Source organism: Dyella flava, assembly GCF_016904955.1.
GTDB classification, from domain to species: domain Bacteria; phylum Pseudomonadota; class Gammaproteobacteria; order Xanthomonadales; family Rhodanobacteraceae; genus Dyella_B; species Dyella_B flava.
Genome location: NZ_JADIKE010000027.1, coordinates 1 through 25378, shown reverse-complemented (window position 1 = coordinate 25378; position 25378 = coordinate 1). Strand labels below are relative to the sequence as shown.

Here is a 25378-nt window from a genome sequence, read left to right as displayed (position 1 = left end):
GTTGGCGATGATGGACGCGCCATTGCTACATTCGACCGCCGGCTCCGCGCGGCGACTTTGCGGTCGCGCGCGGGCCGGCCTCCGTATCGTTCGCCCGGTTATCTCAGCTTGTCGCATAACCGGGCGGCAGCAGGATCACTTCGGATGCGTTGTGATCCGGATCGGGCTGATCGACCACCACCATCAGGGGCGGGCTTACCGTGCCCGCCTCGATATCAATGGTGTAGGTGACCAAGCCGCCCAGCGCCGGGTTGATCGGCCCGTACTGGAACTGGAACTGCTTCGGCAGGCCGGTGACGGTCGCGCTACCCGTACCCTGCCCGTTCTGGAACGCGGTAGTACCGAACACGCCTTTGGCGCCCGCCGATGCACTGATGGTCACGTTGTACGAGGAGGCGCTCTTGCGTACGCTCGGCAGGAAGCTGCCCACCACCAGCAGATCGCCGGGTACGCGCGCTTGCCGCATGGTGATCAACTGCTCGGCCGGGAACAGCAGATTCTCCAAGGCAAACACCGAGATCGGCTTGAAGGTGATTTGCTGCATGTACTGCTTGAGCGTCTTCGGCACCGAATCGCCCAGGCTATTGAGCAACGCGATCTTCAAATCGTTGTCGTTGCATTCGCAAGCCCCGGTGGGTTTCAGGTCGGACGACTGGGAGAAGGTCACCGTCGGCTCGACCGTGCTGAACTTGACCAACTGCGCGCTGCCGGCGCCGGTGACTTCCAGCGGATAGGCGCCGGTCATCGTGATGTACGCCATCGCACTGGAACCATGCCAATTACCCCAGCCTCCCGGGCTGCATCCACCCCGAGTGCAAACCGGCGGGTAATACTGCTGGTACTCGAAATTGACGTTGGTGCCGCCGGTCGGCGGGCTCGCGGTACCGTTCGTATAGTTCATCACCAGGCCGGCGGCTGGCGAGCGTTCAAACTTCAGGCTGGTCAAGTCCCAAGTCAACGAATTGCCGCTGGACGAAATCCGGAAATTCGTCCTGGTGTTACGAATGGTATAGGGATTCTTGAAGTCCACATTGCCGGTCGCGCTACCCTGGCTGACCTCGGCACTCCACGCCTTGAAATCCTTGCCGGGATCGATCGCCTTGACCTGCAGATTGGTGCCGCCCTGATTGAAGCTGCTGACAAAGATGTGATCGAACATCAGCTTGGTGCTGATCATCAGGCTGACCGAGAAATCACTCACGCCCGGGATCGGGTTGCTCGGGTCATAAGGAATCGGCTCGTTCAGCGTGATGGTATGCGCATGCTGCACATCGCCTGTCGTGGCGATCAGGATCTGCAGGATATTGTTGCCGGCATTGGTCGTCAGCGCGTTCATCACGAACTTGGACGGCTGCAGCGCGACGTCCTGGTTGAGATTGGTGTAGTTGATCGTCTGCACCTGGTATTTGATGTCATTGGTCGCGTAGTAGCTCGCCAACGCATTGGATATCTGCACCGCATGGTGGTTCGGATCCCAATTGGGCGGATCGACCGCGAACTGGTTGAGCGTGAACGCACCGGCCGGGAAATCCAGCACGACCGTATGCGTTTCGCTCGACGAACCCTGCCCAGGTGGCGGCGTCACGATGCCCGATACCTTGGATAGCGCAACGCTGCCGTTGACGTACGGCTTTTTTGACACGTCGACGTTATTGGGCGTGCCCCATTCGATATCCGCGTAAACCGTATGCGTACCGCTGCCCGCACTCGTCAGCACGATCGGCGCACCGCCGGCCGTGCTTGCCAGCTGCAGGCTTGTGACGGTCGCCGTACTGGTCCAGCCGACCACCCAGTAATCGGTATTGGCCTGCAGCGGCGCCGGCAACTGCCCGGTGGAGCGCAGCTTGACCTGCATGTTGTTCTCGAACACGCCATGCACGGACAGGGTCAAGGTGCTTTGCCCGCCGCTGCCGGTAAAATTGACATCCTGATCGACCAGGTAACACTTGGTGGGATCGAAGCCGTTCTCGGTCACACCGAGCGTGCCGACCACGACGCTGCCGCTCAAGATGTTCTGGACGACGGTAACGGAATCGTTTCCGGGCACGAACTGCAGCAGCGGGTTGCTGAGCTTGAAGGTCATCTTGGTGACATTGGTGAACCAGAAGCCGTGGACCTGCTGGACGTTCTCGCAGTAGTACGCACTGACCTTCATCAGGTTGTCCGAACTGCCGGGGTTGAGCTGCTTCACGTACTGCTGGAACTGCTGGTACATGAAGGCATTGACCGGGCCGGACAGGACATTGAATACCGCGTCCCATTTCTGCAGCACCGCCTCGTTCTGGTACATCTGCGCTTCCAGGTTGGCCAGCGTAGGTGAGCTGCCGCTATTCACCTGGCCTACCATGGCCTTCAGCGCCTGCGGCATCGGCGAACGCAACGTCGGCCGGCGCAAAAGCGCCGGATCGTCGTAGTGGGCAGTGATGTAGAAGTCCACTTCGATGGTGACGAACAAGCTGTCGAATTCGATGCCCTGGTTGTTGAGCACATCGGACGGCAGGCTGATTTCCCAGGTCGAGAACGGCGTCAGGTGCGTCGTCTGCTTGGCGAAGGTCCCCGTGTTGGTGCCAAACTCGGCAACGCCGGTGGCGATGTCGTACACATAGGGCCCGAAGTCACGCCGCGAGGTGGCGAATGTGTACGCGTCGCGATTGTAGTCACGGTCCTGGAACGGCTTGGCCTGACAGCTCAGGTGCGCTTCGTAGTTGCCGCTGTTACTGCTCTTGATGCCGAGGATGCGTGGTACCACACGGTCAATGCGCACCATGTCGTAGCTGTAGAACTCCGAGCCGCACAGCGCGATCGGGAACTGGAATACGTTGCTGCCGGACACACGCGACGCCAGTACATTGGGTATGCGGATGGTGATCGGCTTGGGCACGGCCTGCGGCGGCGGATTCAGTTGCTGCAGCGCGGAGATGATCGCGTTGTCCTGCGTCGCGATCACTGTCTGCAGGTTGAGCAGGCTGAACGAAGTGATCGGCGTGGGCTGGCCGAAGTATTCGTACTGGATCGCGCCGTCCTGCAATTCCAGCGTGCCCGCCAGCACCGAGAGCACCTGCTTGAGCTGATACTGCAGTTGTCCGGTAAGACCGATCAGGTTGATGCTGTTGATGTCCGGCGCCCTTTTGCTGTCGCCAAGATGCAGCAGGCTGGTCAGTCCATCGAGCTTGCCCTGCTGCTCGCCGTTGATGGTCTTCAGGCGGTTCTGGTTGATGATCTGCATCGCGATCTGGCTGGCGCGCGTTTGCGCCTCCAGCAAGGCCGTGCCGATATTGACCAGCGTGTTGACCGCGGCGATCAGATCGGCCTTGTCCTGATTGAGCTTGCCGGTGTTGGGAACATTGGTCAGGGCCGCGCGCACATTTTCGGCGAGCGCCTGCAAATCCACCTGGCTGGGCAGATCCAGCGTGCCGGCAGCGCTCGCCGCGCTGATGTCCTTGGACAGGTCGTTGAGGTTCTTGATGTTGTTGGCGGCCTTCTCCACCGCCGACAGGCTCTGCAAGACCTTCATCACCGCCTGCAGCTTGTCGTACACATCCTTGATGGACTTGAGCGCTTTCAGCACACCGCCTTCTGCCTCACCGGGAATGGCGGCCATGGAGAGACCGAGACTGAATATGCCCTCCACCGCGGATACAACACACTGGGCGACCAGGTCGCGGGCATAGTCCGAATAGTCCTGCTGAAACCGCTGGATGATGCCCGGGTCGCTGCCTACATGGCTGATCACCGCCTGCTGATCGGCCAGCTTCTTGCCGAGCGACAGGATGTCCTTGGCAGTCTGCTCCTGCTGGCTGTTCAGCTGATTGAGCACGGAGTTGTAATAACCGTCCATGGCGCCACGCCCGCTGGCCAGCACCTGGAAATACGATGTCAATACGCCGCCGATCTGCTTGACGTTGTCGTTGAGGTTCGCGATCGAATCCATCACCTTGAAACTGTTGACGGTGTCGGTGATGCGGATCTGATATTCGGAAATCTGCCCGGTCAGCGTCCGAGCCTGATCGATCATGTCGCCAACGAACTTGTTGTACGAGTCGTAGGTGACGTAAGGCACGTAAATGACGTCGCCGCCCATCGTCGCGACGTTGTTGGCCAGGTACAAGGCGCGTGCACGCGCCTCAGCCAAATCCAAATCGTGGGTGTCGGCCGGAATCAGGCCGGCCAGCCAGAGCAGATAGGTGCATTCCAGTTCGCGCACGGTATCGGCATTGGGGCCGCGCGAATGCAACAGCGACTCACCAGCCACCAGCGAAAACTGGATGCTCTGCTTCAACGATCCAAACAACTCCGGATCGATGCTGTCGGCGAGCACACCGCATACCGAGATTCTGGCGCGCCCATTGTTGGGGTCGAGCTGGCTGTCGGTGGCAAACAGAATGCCATCCATCGCGACCTTGCGCTGCAAGCTGCCGTTGTCGTCGGCCTCGAACACCATCGCGCCGTACATCTCTTCACAAACCACCGTGAGATTGGCCAGGCCATCGACGCTCATCGACAGCGTAGGCGTTTTCACGGCCTGGCTCATGTCGATGATCTGGGCGATCAGGGTAATCTGATCGCTGGGCAACTTCAGGGTGTCCGAGTTGACGCCTCCGGTCGTGTGCAGCACCTGCGAAAATGCGGTGAACGATTGCATCCTGAAATTTTCGGCGACGATGCTGCCACCGAGCAGGTTGACCTTCGCCAGGTCGATGCGTTCCTGGTAGAGATCGATGGTCGGGGTGATGATGCTGCCGGCGCCGGTGTCGGCAGTCTCGGGGAAGATCGTGGTCCAGTCGTAATCGATCTGCCGGGTCTGCGGGATGAGCACGCTGTCGCCGTACTTCTGCAGCAGGCCGCCCTTGACGATGCGATCCCAGGGGCCGGAGACCAGCGGGTCGGCGATCAGGTCGGCGATCGGCGTCAGCATGAATGCGATCGGCACATTCAGCACCAGCGGCAACATCAGCTTGTACGCGTTGGCGGCGGCAAAAATACTTGCCTTGTCGGTCGGCACATACGGATTGGCCCAGTCGCCCTTTTTGATGGCCGCATCCAGCAACGGATCGCGACTGAGGCAACGCAGTGCGCCATACGCCGCAACGTAGCCACGCCCGTTCGATGCTGGCGAGGTCATAAACGCCCATGCCGTGGCCAACTGGCCGACCACGGCCTTGCTGCCATCTGGCTGGACCGTCGCATCCGACTTGAAGGCGCTGCGAATCAACTCGAAATGCTTGGCGTCGTAGGCGAAGACCTGAAGCAACATATCGCCGCTGGACACTTCGCCGACGAAGTGGCTTCCAAGCTGGTACAGCGCCGCCACGTATTGATCCGCATCCGCCTTGCTGATCTTCGAGTCATACAGCACAGAGCCTGTTTTCGGCGGAACAGCGGGAGGGAGCGCGTCGATGATCGCCTGTGCTTCGGGCGTGAGGTAATCGGAGCGGTGCAAGAACGACGGGCTCGCGCTGAATGGATGCGTGCAGGTCGAGTCCGGGCGCGTCATCGTCACCAGCATGTAGCCGCGATCCTGCGAAAAATCGAGGCCGAGAAACGTGCCGAGGGCGGCGAGCGCTGCGGTGTGATCCGCGTCGTCAAGCGCCAACGGGCCGGCCGGCACATCGATACCCGCAGGATCGCCCGACATGGGCGCGACCTGATACGCATACAGCGTATTCAACAGGCTGTCCGCCGACTCATGGATCGTAATGGTCGGCGTGGCGCTCCACTCCGGAAATGGCACCTTGACCGGTGTTGCCGTAACCGGCGCAATCGCTGCCGTAGGCGGCGCGAAAAAAGGCAGTGAATCAGCTGTAGGAACCCATACCGGGCGATATCCAAAAAACAGGTTTGCAGTCTTTCCAAGCTGCAAAATCGTATCCATGACTTCCCCTCGCTCAGTAGCGTTTTCGGATTGAAAGTTCGTTCAATGCGTTGGCCGTACCTGATCCCACGCACGCCCGGCGCAAGGCTGCGCTCGACGTGGCGTCGCGTATTCGACTGCTCGGGGAATTAAACCTGGATTTCGATTCCCCCCCTCCCATTAAGTGAGACTCCAACGGGGTGAAGCTGGCGTGATGACGTAATGCGTCACCCGCCGCTCGGAATAACGCGCGAAAATATCATTCGAAAAAAAACTGCAACGTCATTGCAATGTCATTGGATAAACCATCAATATTCCTACAGATATCCCTGTCACGAAGACTGGTCGATCAACCATGACAACAACCAACGACGCCTTGAGCGATCAATTGCTCGCGCTTATCGCAGATTATTTCGACGTGCCGGTGGCGCAACTTACGCCCGCCACCACGTTCGAATCGCTCAATGTCGATTCCATGGATTTCATCGAAATGGTCTTCCTGGTCGAGGAGCGTGTAGGTGTGTCGCTCGATGGGGCATTGGAAGATTTGCGCGGGCGCATCGTCTGCGTCGGCGACATCATCGAGTTCGCTCGCGAGGAAGCGCTCAAACGCGATTCGATCGGCACGGCGGTGAATGCGCGGGACAGTAGCGACGATTCACGTGCAAGTTGATCGATTGGAATCCCGTGGCGTCAGGTGAATGGTGACGAGTAAACCGTCAATAAAATTTCCGGCCATCAGGAAATCAGGAAGCCCCGCCAACGGGGCCTTTTATTCTGCGAGCTGACGCTCATACAAGGCCCCGATCCTGATCTGATGAGATCGGCTCAAAAGGAATGTCTACCCTGCCCAGGACCCAAGCTCTATAGTTAAGGCAAGCGTCTACGCACGGGTCCAAGGCCATGGCTCCGCATACTGATCTGCGTCATATCGACCTGAACCTGCTGCTTGTGTTCGATGCCCTTTACCGGGACCGAAGCACCACCCGTGCAGCGGAATCGCTCCACCTCACCCAGCCGGCTGTCAGCAACGCCCTGAAGCGATTGCGCACCGCGTTTGATGACGTGCTTTTCGTAAAGGCCTCGGATGGCATGCAACCTACGCCGCGGGCGGATGAAATCGCGGCGTTCATTGACGAAGGGTTCGCGTCATTGCATCTCGCGCTGCAGGCGGGCCGTGCATTCGATCCTGGCACCTCGACACGCACTTTCCGCCTGTATGTAAGCGACCTTGGACAGGCCATCTTCGTCCCGCCACTGATGGCACACCTTCGCCGTATTGCGCCTGGCATCCGCATTGTTACGATCGATCCGCCACTCGATACCGCGCAACAGCTGATGAAAATCGGGCAAATCGATCTTGCGATCGGCCTTTTCACCGGGTTGCATGCCGATTTTCATCAGCAACTGCTTTTTCGTGAAACGTATGTGGCACTGGTTCGCAAGGATCACGCTGCTGTCGGCGCCACGATGTCCATCGATCAGTTTTTTGCTGCAAGTCACCTGGCGTATATGCCCACTGCGGGTAGTCACTCGCACTTCGAGGCAAAGCTCAATGAAAGGTGCCCGCAGAATCGCAAGACGCGCTATGTAGCGTTGCAACTCGCACATTCCTTCGGGCTGGATCGTGTTGTAGCGTCCAGCGATCTGGTTGCCTGCATACCGAGTCGCCTTGCGCGTGTTCTGGCGAGCCGGGAAGGTGTTCGTGCGGTTGCGCTACCGTTTGACATTGCCCCCGCCGAGATCGGGCAGTTCTGGCATGAACGCTACCAACGCGACGAAGGACATCACTGGTTACGCGGGCTCGTCTACGATCTTTTTCACGATCAACGGCCGAGTGCGGTTCTTTGAGGTTGGCGCACATTGCGTGCAAGTGGTATCCCCACGCTTCTTGCTCGTCGTCCCGGCGAAGGCCGGGACCTAGCGACCTGGATGCAGCAAAGGCGCTGGGCCCCGGCCGGCGCCGGGGCGACGGCATGGTGGTTTGAACCACGCGGATGACCTGGATAACTCCCAATTCTGTTGGAGTCGTCGAGCAAAAGCGGGGATAGCTCAGGGCCTATCGCCACCACTATAAGCGCCGTGAATGACGCTATTTGCCTAAGAAATTTAACAGGCGACCGCCCCAGGTATATGGTTTCTCTCGAACCAGCCAGGTCATAGACGACTTCGGCGAAATCAGATGCTCTGCAAGGTTTCTCAACGCAGCGCGTCGGCTCAAATGCAAGCTGCCGCTTAGGTAGCGACCCAACCAGGCTCAACCATTTCATGACTGCGTGCTTCCAGTCAGAGGGGCACTTTGCACGGATTTTTCCGCATCAACGATTACCCATGCTCACCTGTTAGGAGGATTTATGAAAAACAAGATCGCCCTCGAAGAACACTTCGCCTCACCGGACACCATCGGTGACTCCGAACATTACTTCACCACCGACATCTGGCCGAAGAAGCGCAAGCAACTCCTGGACATCCAGGAAGAGCGCATCGAGCGTATGGATGCCTGCGGCATCGAGTATTCCATCCTGTCGTTGAACGCGCCGGCCATCCAGGGCATCACCGACCCGAAGCGTGCGATCGATGTGGCTCGCCGCGCGAATGACCTGCTGGCCGAGCAAGTCGCCCGCCGCCCGGATCGCTTCGGTGCTTTCGCGGCACTGCCGATGCAAGACCCCGAAGCAGCGACCCGCGAACTTCAGCGCACCGTGTCCGAAATGGGCTTCAAGGGAGCACTGGTCAACGGCTTCTCGCAGATCGGCAGCGAAGACAACGCCACCTATCTGGACCTGCCGCAGTACTGGCCGTTCTGGGCGGCGGTGGAGCAGTTGGACGTGCCGTTCTACCTGCATCCGCGTAACCCGTTGCCAGCCCAGATGGCCGGTATCGATGGCCATCCCTGGCTGATGGGACCGGCGTGGGAGTTCTCGCGCGAGACCGGCATGCATGCGTTGCGCCTGATCGGTAGCGGGCTGTTCGACGAGTATCCCAAGCTGCAGGTGATTCTTGGCCACTTGGGCGAATTCGTGCAGAACAACATCTGGCGCACCTCCCACTGGGCGTCGGCGACGGGCAAGAACCCGTTGGGTGTCAAGGCAAAGCTGCCGTTCATCGACTATTTCCGCAAGCACTTCCATGTCACCACCAGCGGCAACTTCCGCACGATCGCTATGCGCAATGCAATGGAAGAAATCGGCACCGACCGTGTGCTGTTCTCCTCCGACTACCCGTTTGAGGACATGGAAGAGGCAGCCGCCTGGTTCGATCAGGCCGAGATCAACGAAAACGATCGCGAAAAGATCGGCCGCGAGAACGCCAGGCGTTTGTTCAAGCTGCGCTGATGCAAGAGCTTCCGCGACCCCGTCGCGGAGACCGGGTCAGGGGCGCTGCACGAATGACGATGTCGCGCTCCTGACCTTCCAATCGCATCCAGCTGATTTGGCTTTTTTATCAAGGCCGTTTGCTTGTCGTGGAGACAACCACCATGTCGACCCCTACCCTTTTTACCCCGGTGACCATCGGCGAGGTGACGTCGAAGAACCGCATCATGATCTCACCCATGTGCCTGTATTCAGCCGAAGACGGCGTCGCCAACGACCTGCATTTTGTGCACCTCGGCAAGTTAGCGCAAGGCGGCGCCGGCATCGTCATGGTGGAAGCAACGGCGGTGACCGCCCAAGGCCGCATCACCCATGGTGACCTTGGCCTGTGGAAAGATGATCAGATCGCGCCGTTGGCCCGTATCGCCCGCTTTATTCGCGACAATGGTGCGGTGCCGGCAATCCAGCTGGCACATGCCGGGCGCAAGGGCAGCATGCAACGCCCATGGTATGGCAACGCAGCGCTAACCCAGGCCGACATCGCACGTGGCGACAAGCCATGGCCGGTTGTCGGGCCAAGCGCCATACCGGTGGATAACGGGTATTTGATCCCGCATGCGCTCGATCAGCGCGATCTTGACAACTTGCGCGAAGACTTCCGTGCGGCGGCGCGCCGAGCACTGGCCGCCGGCTTCGATATCGTTGAGCTGCATTTCGCTCACGGCTATCTGCTGCACCAGTTCCTCTCCCCTCTTTCGAATTTTCGCAATGACGCTTACGGTCGCGACCGGGAAGGACGGATGCGCTTTCCGCTGGAGGTCATCGAGGCGGTACGCGCCGAATGGCCAGCCGGCAAGCCGCTATTCGTTCGCGTATCGGCGGTGGACGGTGTCGACGGCGGCATCACGCTTGAAGACACCATCGCGTTTGCCCGTGAGGCCAAGGCGCGTGGCGTCGATATGATCGACTGTTCCTCAGGTGGCCTGAGAGGACCCGCCACCGCGGCGCGCCTGCCGCGCGGCTACGGTTTCCAGGTGCCATTCGCTGCCGCTGTGCGCAAAGAGGCAGGTATTTCAAGCATTGCAGTCGGGTTGATTTTGCATCCGCAACAGGCTGAGGACATCGTTGCAAAGGGTGAAGCCGACCTGGTTGCGATCGGGCGCGAGGCCCTGTTTGACCCGAATTGGCCGTTGCATGCTGAGCTCGAATTATCGGGACGCAGCGAAGGGGTGTTTGATGCGTGGCCAAAGCAATACGGCTGGTGGCTGGAGCGACGCGAGTCAGTACTGCGGGGACTTCAAGGTCCAGCGCTGCCGTTTCGCTCACAAAAGGGTAGTTAAAGGATCGCACCCAGCAACTACTTCGGGTTGAAAGCCGCTTGCACCCGATAGGCGGCCAAATTTTCTTCAATCTAACGCGTCGGCGTGGACGTTTCTTCAGCGGCCCCAGTCCATGTGGCCAGATCCTGTAGCAACTGACCAAGCGCCTCACGTCCGGCGGGAATATCCAAATTCATTTCATATTCGTGCGGCAGCGGCGGCACGGCGTTCGGAAACAACATTGCGTCAACCGGCACACCGTTATTGCGCAATGCCTGAATGAGATGCTCCGAATGCGGCAATAGCGGATCGCCGTTGCCGGTCGACACGAATGCCGGTGGAAATGCGCGCGTGACGAAATTCACCACGGATAGATAGCGATATTGTGGTGAAGTATCGGGATTGGCGCTCCCGAGATAGGCCCAAAATAGATTCTTCAGAAAGCCGGCGTACTTGCCCGTCTTCGGCACCAACGACATATCGTAGGCACCCGAGAAAAGTACCACTCCGCGCAACTGCCCCGGCAACAAGGCGGCAGGAATACCGGCCTCGTGCGCGTAAGCGGGATTCGTAATCGCCAACACTTCCTGCACGGCCATGTGTGCCCCGGCCGAGTCGCCCGCCAGCACAATGCGCTGGGGATCGACATGCAGCGAGGCGGCGTGCGCCTGCACGTAAGTCAACGCCTGGGCGAGTTGCAGAACGGGCGTCGGATACTTTCGTTCCGGGGCCTTCGCGTATTCCACGCCCACGGCCGTATAGCCGTGCGAGGCAAGAATCTGCAGGTAGGGACGCAACTGATCCTTGCTGCCCGCGACGAATGCACCTCCGTGTATCCACACAATCGTAGGCAGTGCGCCGCTAACGTGCTCAGGAAAGAACACATCCAGTGAACTATCCGGGTAGTCCTCGCCATAGGTCACATTAAGTCGGGAAGCCACCCCAGACGGCACATGTTTGCTCAAAGCGGCGACCACCTCAGGCGTGCGGTCGCCCAGCAAGGCTCCGCCATGACGAAGCAGCAGCGCCTCCGGCCAAGGACTTAACCTGAAAGCGACAACCACCCCAGCGATGACGATGACGCCGGTGATGGCCAGTCCAAGCACGATTTTCAGCAAGGTTTTCAATGGGCGCACAGAGATTCCTCGCAACATCAAGATTGGCCGGCGAGCTTCATCGACTCCCGTCACACGATGACATTCACCGGTCTGGCATGTCATTGAGCGCCATCTACGCTCAAACACTCATTGCGTTTTGGCGGCCGCGTCCACCAGTTGCTTGACGCCGGGAACGATGGTGATGAGCAGATCTTCGGGCGGTTGTTCAGGCGAAACGATCGTGGCAAACAGCGAGCTGGAAGCCTGCAGCGCCGCATCCTGACGAGCGATAAGCCCATGCGCATGAGACAACCAGGCCTGACTCGGCGCGCGATGCGTGTTGATCATGTCAATGGCGTCGATACCCACCGAAGCGAGCGCCGAAACGTCGGCCGAAATCGGCATTAGCGTCTGCAAGCGCGGATAACGCTGGATGACCCCCAGCAGTCGCGCATGGTTGTCACGCCACTGCGACAGCTCGGCTTTGAGCGCATCGCCCTGAGAGTGATCGCCGTGCGCGAAATCAGACGCGGCGATCGTGAACCCGTCGGTGACGACATTATCGGGAAACGCCGCATCAGCCGCCTCGTTGAAGAACTGTGCGCCAGGCGGACGGTGGTGCACAAAATCGATCAGCTTGTGCATATGCGCGAAATTGCGTACCGGGGCCACTGTATTGGTGAAGGTCATCAGTACATCGGCGTCACCGGGCGCCAGGCGGGCGAGCATGCGCTCGCGGTCCGCATCGTCGTCCAGCCCAAGCACGCGCAGCTCGTCCTGCACCACGATCAGACGGCGGACCATGTCAGGGACTTCGGTCACCGATGCCGGCGACCAAAAGCGTTCGGCCAGGCCAGCCATTCTTGGCCACAATCGACCATCCAGCATGTCATCGGGAACCAATTCGGTCCATAGAACACCCTCCCCGCCGATCACCAGCTGTTGTTGAGCATCATTCAACTTGAGCGCAGGGTTCTTGACGTCGCGCTGTGGGAAATAAGGAAGCAGAAACTGGTATTTCTTTTGAATCTCGGCATAGATGGCCGGATCGATGCCAGCTCCGGCCGCATCGAGGGGATCCACCGCGTAATAGGCGGAGGTCGGCAGGAGGTAGTCCAGGTAGTACCCGGCGGAAACAATGACCCGATTTCCACGCGCCGTTGCGGCGTAGATCGCGTTGGAGCTTCGCCACGCCTGGACGAGCACATCCTTGGGCGTATCACCGGTCGCGACCTCCTCCCACCCGATCGCCTGCTTGCCATGTCGGGCAAGCAAGGCGTGTACCTTCAGGAAGAAATATTCCTGGAGCTGCTGCGTCGTCGCCAGGCCATGGCGCTGCATGAAACCCTGGATGTCCTTGTTGGCCATCCAGTCCTGGCCACTGACTTCATCGCCGCCGATGTGGAAATAGGAGGCCGGGAAGACCGCGGCCACTTCACCGAGCAGTCGATCAAGAAAGGTGTAGGTCTCCGGCTTGGTGACGTCGATCGCCGCACCCCCCATGCTCCCTGCTGGAAGCGGGCCCGACGCGTACTGGGGATACGCCGTGACAATCGCCAACGCATGCCCGGGGACATCGATCTCCGGCACCACACTGACACCGCGGTCACGCGCATAGGCAACCAGATCAGCCAATTGCTCCTGGGTGTAGAACTCGCCATGCGTCGCTTGCGTCAGCTCGGGATAGCGCCGGCTTTGAAAACGAAAGGCTTCGTTGTCGCTCAAATGCAGATGCAGCACGTTGAGCTTGGTCAGCTCCATGGCGTCGATCTGGCGCTTGAGCACGGGTATCGGCTGGAAATACCGGGCCGCGTCAATCAGCAGTCCACGCCACGCAAACCGCGGCGTATCCTGCACGTCGGCCAGGCGAATGCCGGGACCATCCTTATCCCACACGATCAATTGCCGCAGCGTCGCCAGCCCACGTAATACGCCCAGTTCCGTCGCAGCGGAAAGGCTGATCCCGGCCTGATCGACCGTGAGATGGTAGCTTTCATCCGCCACAGTCAGATCGGGTTCTCCGATCTTCACCGGTTTCGTGCAGCAAGCGATATGCAAGGCGGTACCACCGCCAACCGCATGGATGCCGGTCAATCGCCGCGCATCCGCATCGAACCTGGCCACGGCCTGCGAGAGAAAGGCGTCTGGCGTACCGTCCCATTGCACATCGAACTTGCCGTGGAACGGCAACACGCCGCCCTGATAGCTGACATGCGCCGGAAGCGGCATGAGCGCAGGAGCAAGGGGATGCTCCTGCGCCCATGCCTGACCGCTGACCACGCCAACGGTCATCGCCACCACGCAAACGGCAATAGATAGAAGGACTCGGCGCACAATCATGGGGATATTCCTTCGGCCCGTCAGATCTTCAGATCCAGCGAGATACCGATGGTGCGGAAGGCATCCGGGGTCATGTGCTGGAAATAACCATCGGTATTGATGATCGAGGTGTAGATCACGTAATCACGGAAGTGCTTGTTGAAAAGGTTTCGCGTATACAAGCCGATTCGCCAGCTATCACTATCGGAGCTGATGCCGATGGTGCCGTTGAAAATCCCGTACGAACCAGTCTTGGTCTGCGGCTGGCCGATAACGTTGTAGAAGGAACTACGCCAGGCCCAACCGCCGTCGGCATCGAACACCAGCCCATCGTTGATGGGATGCATGTAAGAGGCATGCAGTGTGCCTGTGTAGCGGGAAACAAACGCCGGGTCCTGACCCCTGAAATTCGCCAGGGAGGAGCCGTCGGTCGTGTAGCACGGCACATCGCCGGGAACCGGGCAAGCGGTGATGTAAGAAAGGTATTTGGCATCGGTGAACGCCGCATTCATGCCGAGCGTGAGGTGTTGTGTCGCTCGCCACGAGAGCTCGCCCTCCGCGCCACGGGTTCGCATGGCGCCGGCATTGGTGAGGACAAACTCGTAGGTCTGGGTGTCGAAGGCCTGCGCCTGGAAGTTGTGGAACGTGTCCCAGTACACGTCGCCATTCAAGGTCAGGCGGTGGTCGAGGAAATCTGACTTCACACCCAGCTCATAGTTGACCGACTTTTCAGGGTTGATCTTCTGGGTCGACGTCGCCGCGACGTTGATCGCCGGGCCCTTGTAACCCGTTGATACCGTCGCATACGTCATGACGTCGTGCGAGACGTTGTATTGCAGGCCCACCTTGCCGGACACATCACCCTTGGCCGCACTGTTCCAGGATGGCAACTGCATGCCAAAGGGGATCGCTGGCAATCCGTCAATCTCGGTCGGGATATACGGGTTGTTGCCGCTTTCCACGTTGTCGTGGGTATAACGCGCCCCCATGATCACCGCCAGCTTGTCCGTGAGCGAATAAGTCGTGTTGCCATAGAAGGCAAAGTTCTTGGTCCACAGGGTTGAGCGTTGCTCGCCCCCGGTCGCATCGATATAAAAGGGCAAGGTGTACGGCGGGAGCACTTTGCCGTAAACGATGTAGTTGGATTCCAGCCCGGTCTTGTCGAAGAACGCGCCCGCGGCGTAGTCCAGCTTGTCGGAGAAGGCCTTGCCGACGAACCGGAACTCCTGCGTAAACTGATGGCCGCGGAGCGTGCTGTCGCTGTTGTCCAGGATGTCGGCGGGCGACTGGTCGAGATCTTCATCCTGCGTCACTTTCAAGGCACGAAACGCCGTGATCGACGTGAAGCTTGTCTCATCATTGATCTGATAGGTCGCCTTGACGGACGAACCGGTCACGCTTTGCTCGGCGTACCAGTCCTCGTTGGCATAGCTGACAAAGTGATTGCCGCCCACATTGGGAAAGCCCGCGAACAGGACGTTGTAATTGGGATCCGTACCCAAGGAATAAAGGAAGTACGGATCGCGGATAAACAGATTCTGATGTTCCCCCGTCACCACCAGGGAGAATTTGTCGCTGGGTTGCCAGAGCAGCTTTGCCCGCACGCCATTACCGTGATTGTCCTCGACATGCCAGTCGTGGAAGACATTGGGAATGGCTCCGTCCTGCGACTGGTCATACACGGCAACGCGAAGCGCCACGTCGTTGGAGACCGCCACATTGCCGACAGCCTGAACGACGCGCTCATCGCGACTACCTACGGCCACATGCACGTCCGCGCTGTTTTCACCGATTTCCGGATCGTTGGTCTTGATGGCGACCACACCGGCCGACGCATTCTTGCCGAACAACGTGCCTTGCGGACCGCGAAGTACTTCAACGTCCTGAATGTCGTTGAAGCCGGATACGCCCGGGTCGCGTGGAAGACTCAGCACCACATCGTCCACCACCGTGCCCACGGTTTGGTCCGTGCCCAGGCTGTACGTTTGCGTGCCAATGCCACGCACCTGGAAACCGCCCCCGTTCGCGGCGGTCGCCGACTGGGAGTACGACAGGCCCGGCGCCAGATATTGAAGATCGGAGAGCTGGCTGAAATTGGACGATTGCAATTGATCGGCGGAAATCGCCGAGATCGAAATCGGAACCTCCTGCAGCGGTTTGACGGCGTGCGTCGCCGTGACCGTTACCGTCTGGAGCTGAGTCACCGCCGGCTTTTGTTTCTTGTTGTTCGTCTGGGTGGTGTCGTCGGCGGCAAACGAAGTACCGTGGACCATGGTCAATGCGACGAGAATGGCCGCGGTCAATGCGCATTTCTTATTGGTCATGTTCTCTCCCCTTTTGCAAACTGTGTTCAGGCGGCCAGCTGACATGGCCGAAGCACGCCGACTTTCTGGTTGATGTTGTTGAGTGCGGACCGGCCGAACGCTGCACGCAGCGCAGGATGTGTCCGCCTGATCGCCGCACGCCGTTCCACTCCCCGGAACGAAGGCGATGCGACGTATCGAACATCCTTGTCGTGACGCTCCGGCAAACTTACATGCAGGATGGACTGCATCTTCATTATCCGTTCCACTTGGCAAATCGGCCGTGCAAGAGTGCCCCTCTCAACGTTTACCCCAAACCACAACGCCCTACGCTGCAAACCCTTCCATGCACAAACTCAGTGCGCTGCCTTGCTCCCGTCATTCGCGGCTGCGGCAGTCAAATCCAATCGCGCCTTCCATGGATCTGCCTCGCCCTCAGCCGTACCGTCGGCGTGGAAGTCCAGCAATTCGTCGCTCTTGCTCTCGTAGCGCGGCCAGTGCGCAAGTCCGTTGCGATTGGGATTGCCGGTGCGGGCAAAATTCACCCAATAGCCGCTGGCGAGATCCGCCACGGCCCTGTCCGTTTTCGTTACCGAAGGCCCGTAGCGGGCATCGATCGTCTGCAGCACATAAGGGATCTCACTCGCGTGAGGTGCGCCGGCAATCCCTTGCGAGCGCATGCTCTGCGCCACATAGGAAAACCGGTACTCATAGACAGGAATGCCCTGCGCACTCAGAGTCCGTGCGGTAAAGCGCGCCGGTTCCACCATGTAGCGGTCGGCGCCGACTTCCGCGGCGACCAGGCGATAGTCTGCATTCCCCGTGGGGTCATACAGTGCCTTGGCGTCGTCGGCGCGAGCACCAAATGGCGCGAGCGCCTGCTCTGTGGAACTGGCGAAGTCGAGACTCAGATCCGCGCTATTGGCACCGATGATGAGCGGCACGCGTGCCTGGCGATGCGCGAGGTAAGCCTGATCAGGGGTTTCCACTACGACGCGCCCGTCAATCATCGGACCGGCGAACGTCGGCGTCTGGCGAGTTGCCAGCATAAAGCCAAGCACGGCCATGTTCAGCCCCGAAACAATCTTGTCGGCGGGTAAGGCACGCAGTTTGGCCAGCGCGGCGGCATCGTTACCGGCGATGCCTTGCGCGCGTGCGAAATTCACGCCGATCGTTTCCGCCGAGGGAAGGCCCGGTTTGTCTTCGCCTAGGAATCGCTCCGGTCCGTCAGGTCCACCGCGCCCGGCGCCCGATTCGATGATGGCTTTGGCGAACAAGCCGCGCGCCATCGGCGAGGTCAGCAGCATATGCACCGACATGCCACCTGCCGACTCGCCGAACACCGTCACGTTACGAGGATCGCCGCCGAACGCCGCAATATTGCGCTGGACCCATTTGAGCGCGGCAATCTGATCCAGATAGCCGTAATTGCCTTTGGGTTCCTCCGGATGCTCCTTGGTCAACGCAGGAAATCCGAAGAAGCCCAAACGACCGAGCCGGTAGTTGATGCTGACGACGACCACGCCGCGCTTCGCAAGCAAACTCCCTGCATAGATCGGCGCCGAGGAACCACCGTTGACGAAGGCGCCGCCGTGAATCCACACCATCACCGGCAAATGGCGCGTGTCGCCCGCCGGACGCCAGACGTTGAGGAACAGGCAGTTTTCGTCGAAGCGGGTTTGCAAGACGGCATCATCGCCGGGTGTCGGCGTCTGCGGACAATCGGCCCCGAACACCATGGCCTGGCGCACACCGCTCCAATGCAGCGCGGCTTGCGGCGCACGCCAGCGCAGATTCCCTACCGGCGCTGCCGCGTAAGGAACACCCTTGAACGACAGCACACCCGCAGATGATGCGCCTTGCAGCCAACCATCCTCGATCTGGACTTTGGTGTTGAACGTGCTCGCGACTGCACCGGCATGCGCGTTCATGGCCCAGACGGCAAGCAGCAGGCTCCACTTCCTCGCGTTCATCACTTCTCCACGAGCGGACTTCGACGGGGGGTACTCGGAAGACATCACTGCGCCGCGAGCGTGGCGCTGCCATGCAACGTCGATACGCCAGCGGCCTTGCCCACGTAGACGTCGTAAACACCGGCCAAACGTGTCCAGCGGTGCAGCGTTGCATCGTAGGAAGCAAGGAAGCGTGGATCGGCCGTGATCGTCACGGTCTGCGACTCGCCAGGTTTCAAATCGACCTTCGCCCAGCCCACCAGGCGATGGGTGCGACCAGGTACGGCCACGTAAAGCTGCGCCACCTCGACGCCGGCGGTTCGGCCGGTATTGGCGAGCTTGAAGCTCACTTGCAGATCCTGCCCGCCCTTCACCAGCAAGTGCGAATAGGCAAAGTGCGTATAGGTCAGTCCATAACCGAACGGGAAAAGCGGCGTGAACTTGTTCTTTTCAAACCAGCGATAGCCCACGTTACTGCCTTCCGGGTAATCGACCGGGAAAGGCGACAGCCTGCCTGCACCTTCGAAAGGCACCTGCCTGGCGGGATCGAATCCGGGAATGGCGGGTCGCGGCAGCTGAGCGGTGCCGGCGGGAAATGTCACGGGCAATCGTCCGGCAGGCGCGGCCTTTCCGTCGAGCAGTGATGCGATGGCCTCTCCGCCACGCTGCCCCGGATACCACGCCTCCAACACCGCCTTCACCTTCGGCAACCATGGCATCGCCACCGGATTGCCGGTTTCCAGCACGACGGCGGTGTGATGGTTGACCGTGGCCACCGCATCGATCAGCGCATCCTGCTGGTACGGCAGCGACAGATCCGGCGCATCCAGGCTTTCGATTTGCGGCTTCACGGCAAAGACCAGCGCGACATCCACGTGGCGTGCAAGCTCCGCCGCGCGCTGCGGATCGGAGCCATCGTCAAAGACGATCCTGGTGCCTGGACGCAGTGCCTGCAGTGCCTTGAGCGGCGAGGACAAGTCGTACACCGGAGACAGGAAGGCAGCGATACCCGTCTGGCCGCGTGCATCGCGGAAACTTCCGCCGTACGGCGTAACCTGCGAAGACCCGCCGCCGGAAAGCACGCCGATGTCGGCATGGCCACCGATGATCGCGATGCTTTTCACCGATTCGTGCAGAGGCAGCAGCTGACCATCGTTCTTCAGCAGCACGGCTCCCGCCTCCGCCACGCGCTGTGCTGCGGCAGCATCCGCCACCTTGTCGATCGTGCCACCCGGCGCAGGGCGATCGTCCATGGCGCCGACGGCAAACAGCGCGCGCACGATCCGGTACGCCATGTCTCTTACTTTCTCGCGCGGGATGTCGCCGTGGGTCACGGCATCCTTGAGCCCCGCGAAATAATCCGGATCGCCACCTTGCGGTGATTCCTGATCAAGCCCCGCATCCACCGACTGCTTGAGACTGTGCACCGCGCCCCAGTCCGACATGACCCAGCCGGGAAATTCCCATTCGCCCTTGAGTACGCGATTGAGCAGGAAGTCGCTTTCGCAGGCGTAGTTTCCATTCACTTTGTTATAGCTGCACATCACCGCGCCGGGATGCCCGCGCTCGATGGCAACCTGGAAGGCGAGCAGATCCGATTCGCGCAACGCCGCTTCATCGATCCGCGCATCGAGCACCGTGCGGCCGGTCTCCTGGTCGTTCAGCACGTAGTGCTTGATGGTCGAGACGATATGCTTACTCTGGATGCCGGCGATTTCCTCGCCAACCATGTCACCGGTAAGCAAAGGATCTTCCGAGGCGTATTCGAAGTTGCGGCCGTTGCGGGGATCGCGGATAAGGTCGGCGCCGCCGGCAAGCTGCACATTGAAACCCTTGGCATGCGCCTCGGCGCCGATCACACTGCCCGCCTCGCGCGCCAGTCCGGTATCGAAGCTCGCCGCAAGCGCCAGCGACGACGGCAGCGCGGTCGCGGCGTCACCGGGGCGCAGATACCCGATGTCGGCCACGCCCAGGCCCGCATCCGATTCCTGCAGCGCCGGAAAATCGAGGCGCGGAATCGCCGGAACGTAACCCGCCGAACCAATCGCGCCCGCGGGTTTCGGTTGCCGCATCCATGCAGGGATCGAAGGCGGCAGCTGAATGCCCAGCGAAGCGAGGCTGGCGCCATCAACGGGACGTAACAGCGCGATCTGCTCATCCAGCGTCATCGCATCCACGAGCTTGGCCGCTCGCTGATCTGGTGAAAGCGCCTTGTCGTCCCAGGCATGACCTTCCGCCAGGCAGACTCCTTGCACCATGGTCGCGGCGAACGCCACGGCCATCAGAGTCTTGTTACCTTTCTTCATTGATGTCTCCCCTTTTTGACATCAGAACGGCCTGAAGCCGCGCGCTTACTGCCTTTTTTCTGTGGTGCGGTCATGACGCCGGTGCCGACGTAGTAATGCGCAAGCATCTCGCTCAGCAGCTCCACCGACTCGCCTATTTCCGACGGCTTGCGCACCAGCACATTGGCGATCGACAAGCCGCGTACAGCCCAGACCAGCAGGCGCACCATCGCCAAATGGGGTTGCGGGCTGGCCAGCATGTCGTACTTCTCGATGCGCTGAATCGAATCGCGCTCTATTTTTGCCTGCAAGGGCCCCAACCGTTTGGCCAACACGGCATCGCTACGCGACCCCTGCAAAATCTCCAGCACTGCCACACCCGACGGACGGCTCAACACGTCCCAGATCATTTTCGGCAGCATCAGCCGACGTTGTTCGAGGTCGGCCACTTCGACCAGATACTTGCGATAAAGCTCCAGCTCTTCTTCGTAGACCGCCTGCACCACAAACAACATCAAGTCGACCTTGGTCGCAAAGTGATGCAGCATCGCGCCACGCGTCACCTTGGCTTCCTTGGCCACCAGGAGCGTGGTCGTGGCCGCATAGCCGTTTACATGCAGGCTGCGGATCGTCGCCTCGAGAATGCGCGTGCGCATCGCTGCACTGCGTTCGGCCTGGGTACGTCGCACCGGCTTCTGGGCTGTCACGCTATTTTTCCTTTACGGGCGATTTGCCCGAGGTAGTTGGCGCTGGGTTTGGGCGTACGCGCAAAGGTCGTGCGATCGACCTCCACCAGTCCGAACTTCGGCCGGTAGCCGCTCGTCCATTCCCAATTATCCAGAAGTGACCAGTGCATGTATCCACGCACGTCGATGCCATCCGCGATGCACTTCAACATCCCGTCCACGGCACCCCGGATGAAAGCGATGCGACGTGTGTCGTCCTCGGTCGCAATACCGTTTTCCGTGACGTAGATGGGGCGGCGCGTCTGTTGGGCCACCATGCGAATGACGCCTTCCAGCGCTTCCGGCGCGTAGGGGTAACCCATCTGCGTAAGCTCCACACCGGCCGTGGGCGGTAATTCCGCATTCGCACCGACCACGGCGGAGGTATAGACCTGGACACCGACGAAATCGCCAGGCGCCTGCAGCCATGGCGTCAAAACCTGGGCGCGTTTGCGTTCCACGCCACCACTTCCATCGGCCGGCCTGTCGTCGGTCAAGGAGAGCGTGACACCCACCGGAAACCGCCCCTGCGAGAGCCTGGTGATCGCGTCATACGCTTTTGCATGCGCCTGGATCAGGATCGGCTGCTGCACGCGAAAATCCGCCAACATCGGGCTCGACCATTGTGCAGAACCGCCCGCCTGGGTCGCCGCCTTTCGAAAGGCAGCGATCATCGGCAACATCTTTTGAATAGCCGGCGACCACGACAGCAAGGCGTTGATGTTCGGCTCGTTGAACGTCGCCGCCACCGTGATCAATTCCCCCAGATGCTGCGTGACCGTTTCGCAGTAGCGCACGAAGGGCTCGATGCCCGCTTCGGTTTCGAACCCACCCGCCGCCGCGAACCAGCGCGGCACGGTGTAGTGATTGAACGTCACCACCGGCGCCAGTCCATGGCGATGGCAGGCTTCAAGCACGCGACGGTAATAAGCCAGCTCGGCCAACGAGATCTGGCCGGGCTCGGGTTCAATGCGTGACCACTCGATCGACAAACGATGCGCGTTGAAACCCAGCGATGCGGCCAACGCCAGGTCACCCTCGAAGCGATGATAGACGTCGTCGGCATCACCCGAAGGCTCGACGAAGATCGAAGGCTTCATGTGCTCCAGCACCCATACGTCGCTGGCGACATTCCCGCCTTCCATCTGATAGGCCGATCCTGCCGTTCCCCACAAAAAATCGCGGCCCTGCCGGCGGTGAGCACGAACTCCCCTGCCCGACAAGGCCGCGCCAGGAGAACCCGATCCAGGCATGCCACCCAACTGACTCAGCGGCGCGGCGGCCGCTAGCAGTGCGCAACGTGAAAGAAAGCTCCGTCGGCTGATTGGCGACGTCATGGACTCTCCCCAGCTAATTCGACTTACCCAAACTCCCCGAAGTCGCCTTTTCCCCAGCGACAGCCTCTACCGGCGTGTTGAGAGCCTATTGGCTTAAAAACAAACAGTCAATATGGTTTGTAAGTTGAGGTGCGCATAAGGGGCATTGCTTCCCAAGTGCGCACCTGCCGTTGAGCTGTGCGCCGTCGCGTATGGTTAAACGCGTCGCGCATCGCCTTGGGCACGTGCTTAGTCCAGTCGCCCGACTTCTTGCGCTCCCAGAACTTCTGGACATGGTCGCGAATGTTAGGCGCTCCGCCTAGTTGCTCGCACTTCTTAAAGTCGACCCAAATTTGCGAGGAATGGCACATTCCACCGACTATGTGCTGAGTGGCGAATGTCCAAACTCGTGGCGAATATATGCTTGGTTGTCAGACCATCTTTCAGGCATCCTCTAGACTCGATAACACCGGATTGGCGCAAGCCCTTAAGGAACAAAGGAATATGCCAATTTTTACCAAATCACCAAAAAAGTCCGCGGGTGATGTCGTTAATGCCTCCCGCGCTAAGCAGGCGGCCAATTCCGTCGACGCCGTCGCTCCGGCAAGCTCAAAGGCTTCCACGCTGCGCTGCCGATTTTCAAAGCCCAAAATTCTGCTTTTAGATATGGATGCCGCAACCTCTGACGCGCTAGCCGCGCAATGGGAGGACGTTTCCACGGGAACCCTGGGGCATCCATATCAAGTAAAACAATCGTCGCAGTTTCTGCCCGTCATTCAACCTGAGTCCTTATATGGGCATGAAGAGGCGGAGATTGTCATCATTGACTTCCAAACTAATCACCTCGAGACGCACCCATCAGAGCCACCTCATAGGCCCGAAGGAGAAACTGATCTTTGGGCAAAGTGCGATCAAGGCTTTATCGATAATCGCGTTCGGACCGTACTGGAAGAACAACAAACATTTAATCGGATTCTGGACGCTGGCGGCGTTTTTGTTGTGTTTGCAGCACCAAGCACCGGCATCGAAATGTACATGGGAAGGGTAATGTATGGTTCGTTCGCTCCCGAAAGTCAGGTTAATTCCAGTGTTTGGTCGATTACAAATGAACTTATAGACACCCTCGCGAGGTCGGATTCTGGTAAGACCATGACAGTAGCGGGAGACTCCCAGCTCATGCGCTTACTGTCGCGATATTTGCCCGGGAGCGAGTTCACTTGCGTCTTGAGCGGAGGGCGTCGCAGCGACAACCCTTGGCAGGTTTTGGCTACAAACAAGTTTAATCAACCCGTGTCGATTGCCCGTTTTGGAGGCAGTCAAGGCACCACCCTGGTCGTCCCGCAAATCAAGGATAAGGCCGGATTTGTCAAAGATCTCTTGGCTACGGTACTCCCGGAATTGGTACCGGAACTTTTTCCAGAAGCCGAAGCAACTCAGTGGACACATCGCAATGAGTACGAGCTCCCTCGCGTACTCCAACTTCTCGGCGAATTGGACGCAATCCGGAGTACGGCCATTCAAGCCATTGAAGAAATTGAAGCGGCCGTCCTTGAAGAGCGCTCGACGAGAGGCTGGGTGCATGGTCTCGTGACGGAAACTGGTGATGCTCTAGTGGCATCAGTTAAGCAAGCGTTGCATGCACTAGGATTTGAAAAGGTTATCGATGTAGACGTGGAACGTGATCGAGGTGGAAAGAGTCGGCGCGAGGACCTCCGGATAGAGGACACAAGCCCGCTTCTGATTGTCGACATCAAGGGAATTGGCGGATATCCGAGTGATGAAGATGCTACGCAAGCAGATAAACACGCCTTCATCAACACAAAGGAACTCGATCGCACTGACATCAAAGGATTGAGCATCGTCAATCATCAACGTCAACTTCCTCCTCTGGACCGTGAAAACGCCAAGCCTTTTCGGAAAGAATTGCTAACCGTTGCCGGGGAAACTGGTCTCGGCCTGATGACGGGATTCGACTTGTACAGATTAGTTGTAAATTCGCAAAAACTTAATTGGCCATCCCACACCGTAATGCCCGTTTTGTATCAACAAGGGCGCATCGATATAGTGCCAACTCATTATATTTATATAGGAAACATCGCCAAAGTCATGAGCGGCAAATTCGGCGTCGTTTTGGCCGAGAATCAGATCTCCGTGGGAGACCGCATTGTTGTTGAGGGTGACATCTACTTTGAGGAAGCAAACATAGATTCGATACAAATTGATGGAAGCAATGCGCTAAGCGCTTCCGCCGGAGATCGTGCGGGATTTTTGTGGCCTGAAGCAGGCATGAAACTTCGAGAAGGCATGCGCGTATTTGCAATAATAAGGAAGTAGCCGTTGGTTCCGACTTGCCGAGTGGAGTCCTAGGCTCCTCTCGCAATCCTTGAGATAGGCAAGACGCAGGGTCTTCGGCATACCGCGCCGCGAAGACCCACTGCCAAAAGACCTCGCCTCGCCTTTACTGCAGAATGGTCACGGCATATAGCCAACGTACTCGGTAGCGAATAGCCTCAAGATGAATGGCGCGAGCTTCATTCGTCACCTCACACGCCTCGCTTTCAGTACCGAGGCGAATTAGAGTCCTGAGTTAACTTTAACCATTTGACGCAGGTAGGCGCGTAGGCCGCCAAGCACTCTCTTAGACCGCCCTTCAATTCGCCATTCGGTTATAAATCCAGGTTGCTCCGCTCTAAATGTCTGTCATTTTTAACTATGACTATACCGACGACAACAATATGCGCGTGAAAATTTTCTATAACATGAGAAGATATGAAGCGTCCTCGCTGATTCGATCCAGTTGGAAGTAGAGTTCCACCCCAAGGAGCTCTGCATGAAAAAGTCGAAGTTCAACGAAGAACAGATTGTCCGGATCCTCAAAGAAGTCGAGGCAGGCGCCA

Annotated in this window: 14 protein-coding genes; 5 read left to right on the top strand and 9 right to left on the bottom strand. The window is 59.2% G+C overall.

The features are described from left to right. Positions 1-103 precede the first annotated feature (103 nt). Positions 104-5872, bottom strand: coding sequence for a hypothetical protein (locus ISP19_RS03525; RefSeq protein ID WP_204679947.1), 5769 nt, complete (start codon positions 5870-5872; stop codon positions 104-106). Positions 5873-6206: 334 nt separating this feature from the next. Here ISP19_RS03525 and ISP19_RS03520 point away from each other — a divergent pair, with 334 nt between their 5' ends. The 4 genes from ISP19_RS03520 to ISP19_RS03505 all read left to right on the top strand — a co-directional run bounded on the left by ISP19_RS03520 (position 6207) and on the right by ISP19_RS03505 (position 10505). After that, positions 6207-6524 (top strand): acyl carrier protein, encoded by a 318-nt coding sequence (locus tag ISP19_RS03520; protein WP_204679946.1) that lies wholly within the window; start codon positions 6207-6209, stop codon positions 6522-6524. A gap of 230 nt (positions 6525-6754) precedes the next feature. Beyond that, on the top strand, positions 6755-7702 hold the full coding sequence (locus ISP19_RS03515) for a LysR family transcriptional regulator (RefSeq protein WP_204679944.1): 948 nt from the start codon (positions 6755-6757) through the stop codon (positions 7700-7702). A gap of 503 nt (positions 7703-8205) precedes the next feature. After that, positions 8206-9186, top strand: coding sequence for an amidohydrolase family protein (locus tag ISP19_RS03510; RefSeq protein WP_204679942.1), 981 nt, complete (start codon positions 8206-8208; stop codon positions 9184-9186). Between the two features lie 143 nt (positions 9187-9329). Then, positions 9330-10505: an NADH:flavin oxidoreductase/NADH oxidase gene (locus ISP19_RS03505; RefSeq protein ID WP_204679940.1), complete on the top strand. Its 1176-nt coding sequence runs from the start codon at positions 9330-9332 to the stop codon at positions 10503-10505. A gap of 71 nt (positions 10506-10576) precedes the next feature. Here ISP19_RS03505 and ISP19_RS03500 read toward each other — a convergent pair whose 3' ends face one another. From ISP19_RS03500 to ISP19_RS03465, 8 genes are all read right to left on the bottom strand, one after another. Then, positions 10577-11620, bottom strand: a complete 1044-nt coding sequence (locus ISP19_RS03500; protein ID WP_204679938.1) for an alpha/beta hydrolase — start codon at positions 11618-11620, stop codon at positions 10577-10579. A gap of 108 nt (positions 11621-11728) precedes the next feature. After that, a complete protein-coding gene (locus tag ISP19_RS03495) occupies positions 11729-13921 on the bottom strand; it encodes a beta-N-acetylhexosaminidase (RefSeq protein WP_204679936.1) in 2193 nt (730 codons plus the stop codon). 20 nt (positions 13922-13941) lie between these two features. After that, positions 13942-16224 (bottom strand): TonB-dependent receptor, encoded by a 2283-nt coding sequence (locus tag ISP19_RS03490; protein WP_204679934.1) that lies wholly within the window; start codon positions 16222-16224, stop codon positions 13942-13944. Between the two features lie 26 nt (positions 16225-16250). Continuing rightward, positions 16251-16460, bottom strand: coding sequence for a hypothetical protein (locus ISP19_RS03485; protein ID WP_204679932.1), 210 nt, complete (start codon positions 16458-16460; stop codon positions 16251-16253). Positions 16461-16559: 99 nt separating this feature from the next. Then, positions 16560-18176, bottom strand: coding sequence for a carboxylesterase/lipase family protein (locus ISP19_RS03480; protein WP_204679930.1), 1617 nt, complete (start codon positions 18174-18176; stop codon positions 16560-16562). Between the two features lie 44 nt (positions 18177-18220). Then, positions 18221-20461 carry a beta-glucosidase family protein gene (locus ISP19_RS03475; RefSeq protein WP_204679928.1) on the bottom strand — a complete coding sequence of 747 codons (2241 nt, stop codon included), beginning with the start codon at positions 20459-20461 and terminating at the stop codon, positions 18221-18223. Further along, entirely contained in the window at positions 20458-21147 is a 690-nt protein-coding gene (locus ISP19_RS03470) for a TetR/AcrR family transcriptional regulator (protein ID WP_204679926.1), read from the bottom strand. The genes ISP19_RS03475 and ISP19_RS03470 overlap by 4 nt, the downstream gene beginning before the upstream one ends. Then, a complete protein-coding gene (locus ISP19_RS03465) occupies positions 21144-22502 on the bottom strand; it encodes a glycoside hydrolase family 1 protein (protein ID WP_204679924.1) in 1359 nt (452 codons plus the stop codon). Before ISP19_RS03465 ends, ISP19_RS03470 begins: the two co-directional genes overlap by 4 nt. A gap of 483 nt (positions 22503-22985) precedes the next feature. On the opposite strand from ISP19_RS03465, the gene ISP19_RS03460 reads away from it, so the two are divergent. Then, positions 22986-24815, top strand: a complete 1830-nt coding sequence (locus ISP19_RS03460; RefSeq protein WP_204679922.1) for a PDZ domain-containing protein — start codon at positions 22986-22988, stop codon at positions 24813-24815. Positions 24816-25378 lie beyond the last annotated feature (563 nt).

Excerpts from the sequence above, each read along its gene's own strand:
- ISP19_RS03480 (WP_204679930.1), bottom strand. The coding sequence starts at position 18,176 with ATGAACGCGAGGAAGTGGAGCCTGCTGCTTGCCGTCTGGGCCATGAAC.
- ISP19_RS03525 (WP_204679947.1), bottom strand. The coding sequence starts at position 5,872 with ATGGATACGATTTTGCAGCTTGGAAAGACTGCAAACCTGTTTTTTGGA.
- ISP19_RS03485 (WP_204679932.1), bottom strand. The coding sequence starts at position 16,460 with ATGAAGATGCAGTCCATCCTGCATGTAAGTTTGCCGGAGCGTCACGAC.
- ISP19_RS03465 (WP_204679924.1), bottom strand. The coding sequence starts at position 22,502 with ATGACGTCGCCAATCAGCCGACGGAGCTTTCTTTCACGTTGCGCACTG.
- ISP19_RS03490 (WP_204679934.1), bottom strand. The coding sequence starts at position 16,224 with ATGACCAATAAGAAATGCGCATTGACCGCGGCCATTCTCGTCGCATTG.
- ISP19_RS03495 (WP_204679936.1), bottom strand. The coding sequence starts at position 13,921 with ATGATTGTGCGCCGAGTCCTTCTATCTATTGCCGTTTGCGTGGTGGCG.
- ISP19_RS03515 (WP_204679944.1), top strand. The coding sequence starts at position 6,755 with ATGGCTCCGCATACTGATCTGCGTCATATCGACCTGAACCTGCTGCTT.
- ISP19_RS03505 (WP_204679940.1), top strand. The coding sequence starts at position 9,330 with ATGTCGACCCCTACCCTTTTTACCCCGGTGACCATCGGCGAGGTGACG.
- ISP19_RS03510 (WP_204679942.1), top strand. The coding sequence starts at position 8,206 with ATGAAAAACAAGATCGCCCTCGAAGAACACTTCGCCTCACCGGACACC.
- ISP19_RS03460 (WP_204679922.1), top strand. The coding sequence starts at position 22,986 with ATGCCAATTTTTACCAAATCACCAAAAAAGTCCGCGGGTGATGTCGTT.
- ISP19_RS03520 (WP_204679946.1), top strand. The coding sequence starts at position 6,207 with ATGACAACAACCAACGACGCCTTGAGCGATCAATTGCTCGCGCTTATC.
- ISP19_RS03475 (WP_204679928.1), bottom strand. The coding sequence starts at position 20,461 with ATGAAGAAAGGTAACAAGACTCTGATGGCCGTGGCGTTCGCCGCGACC.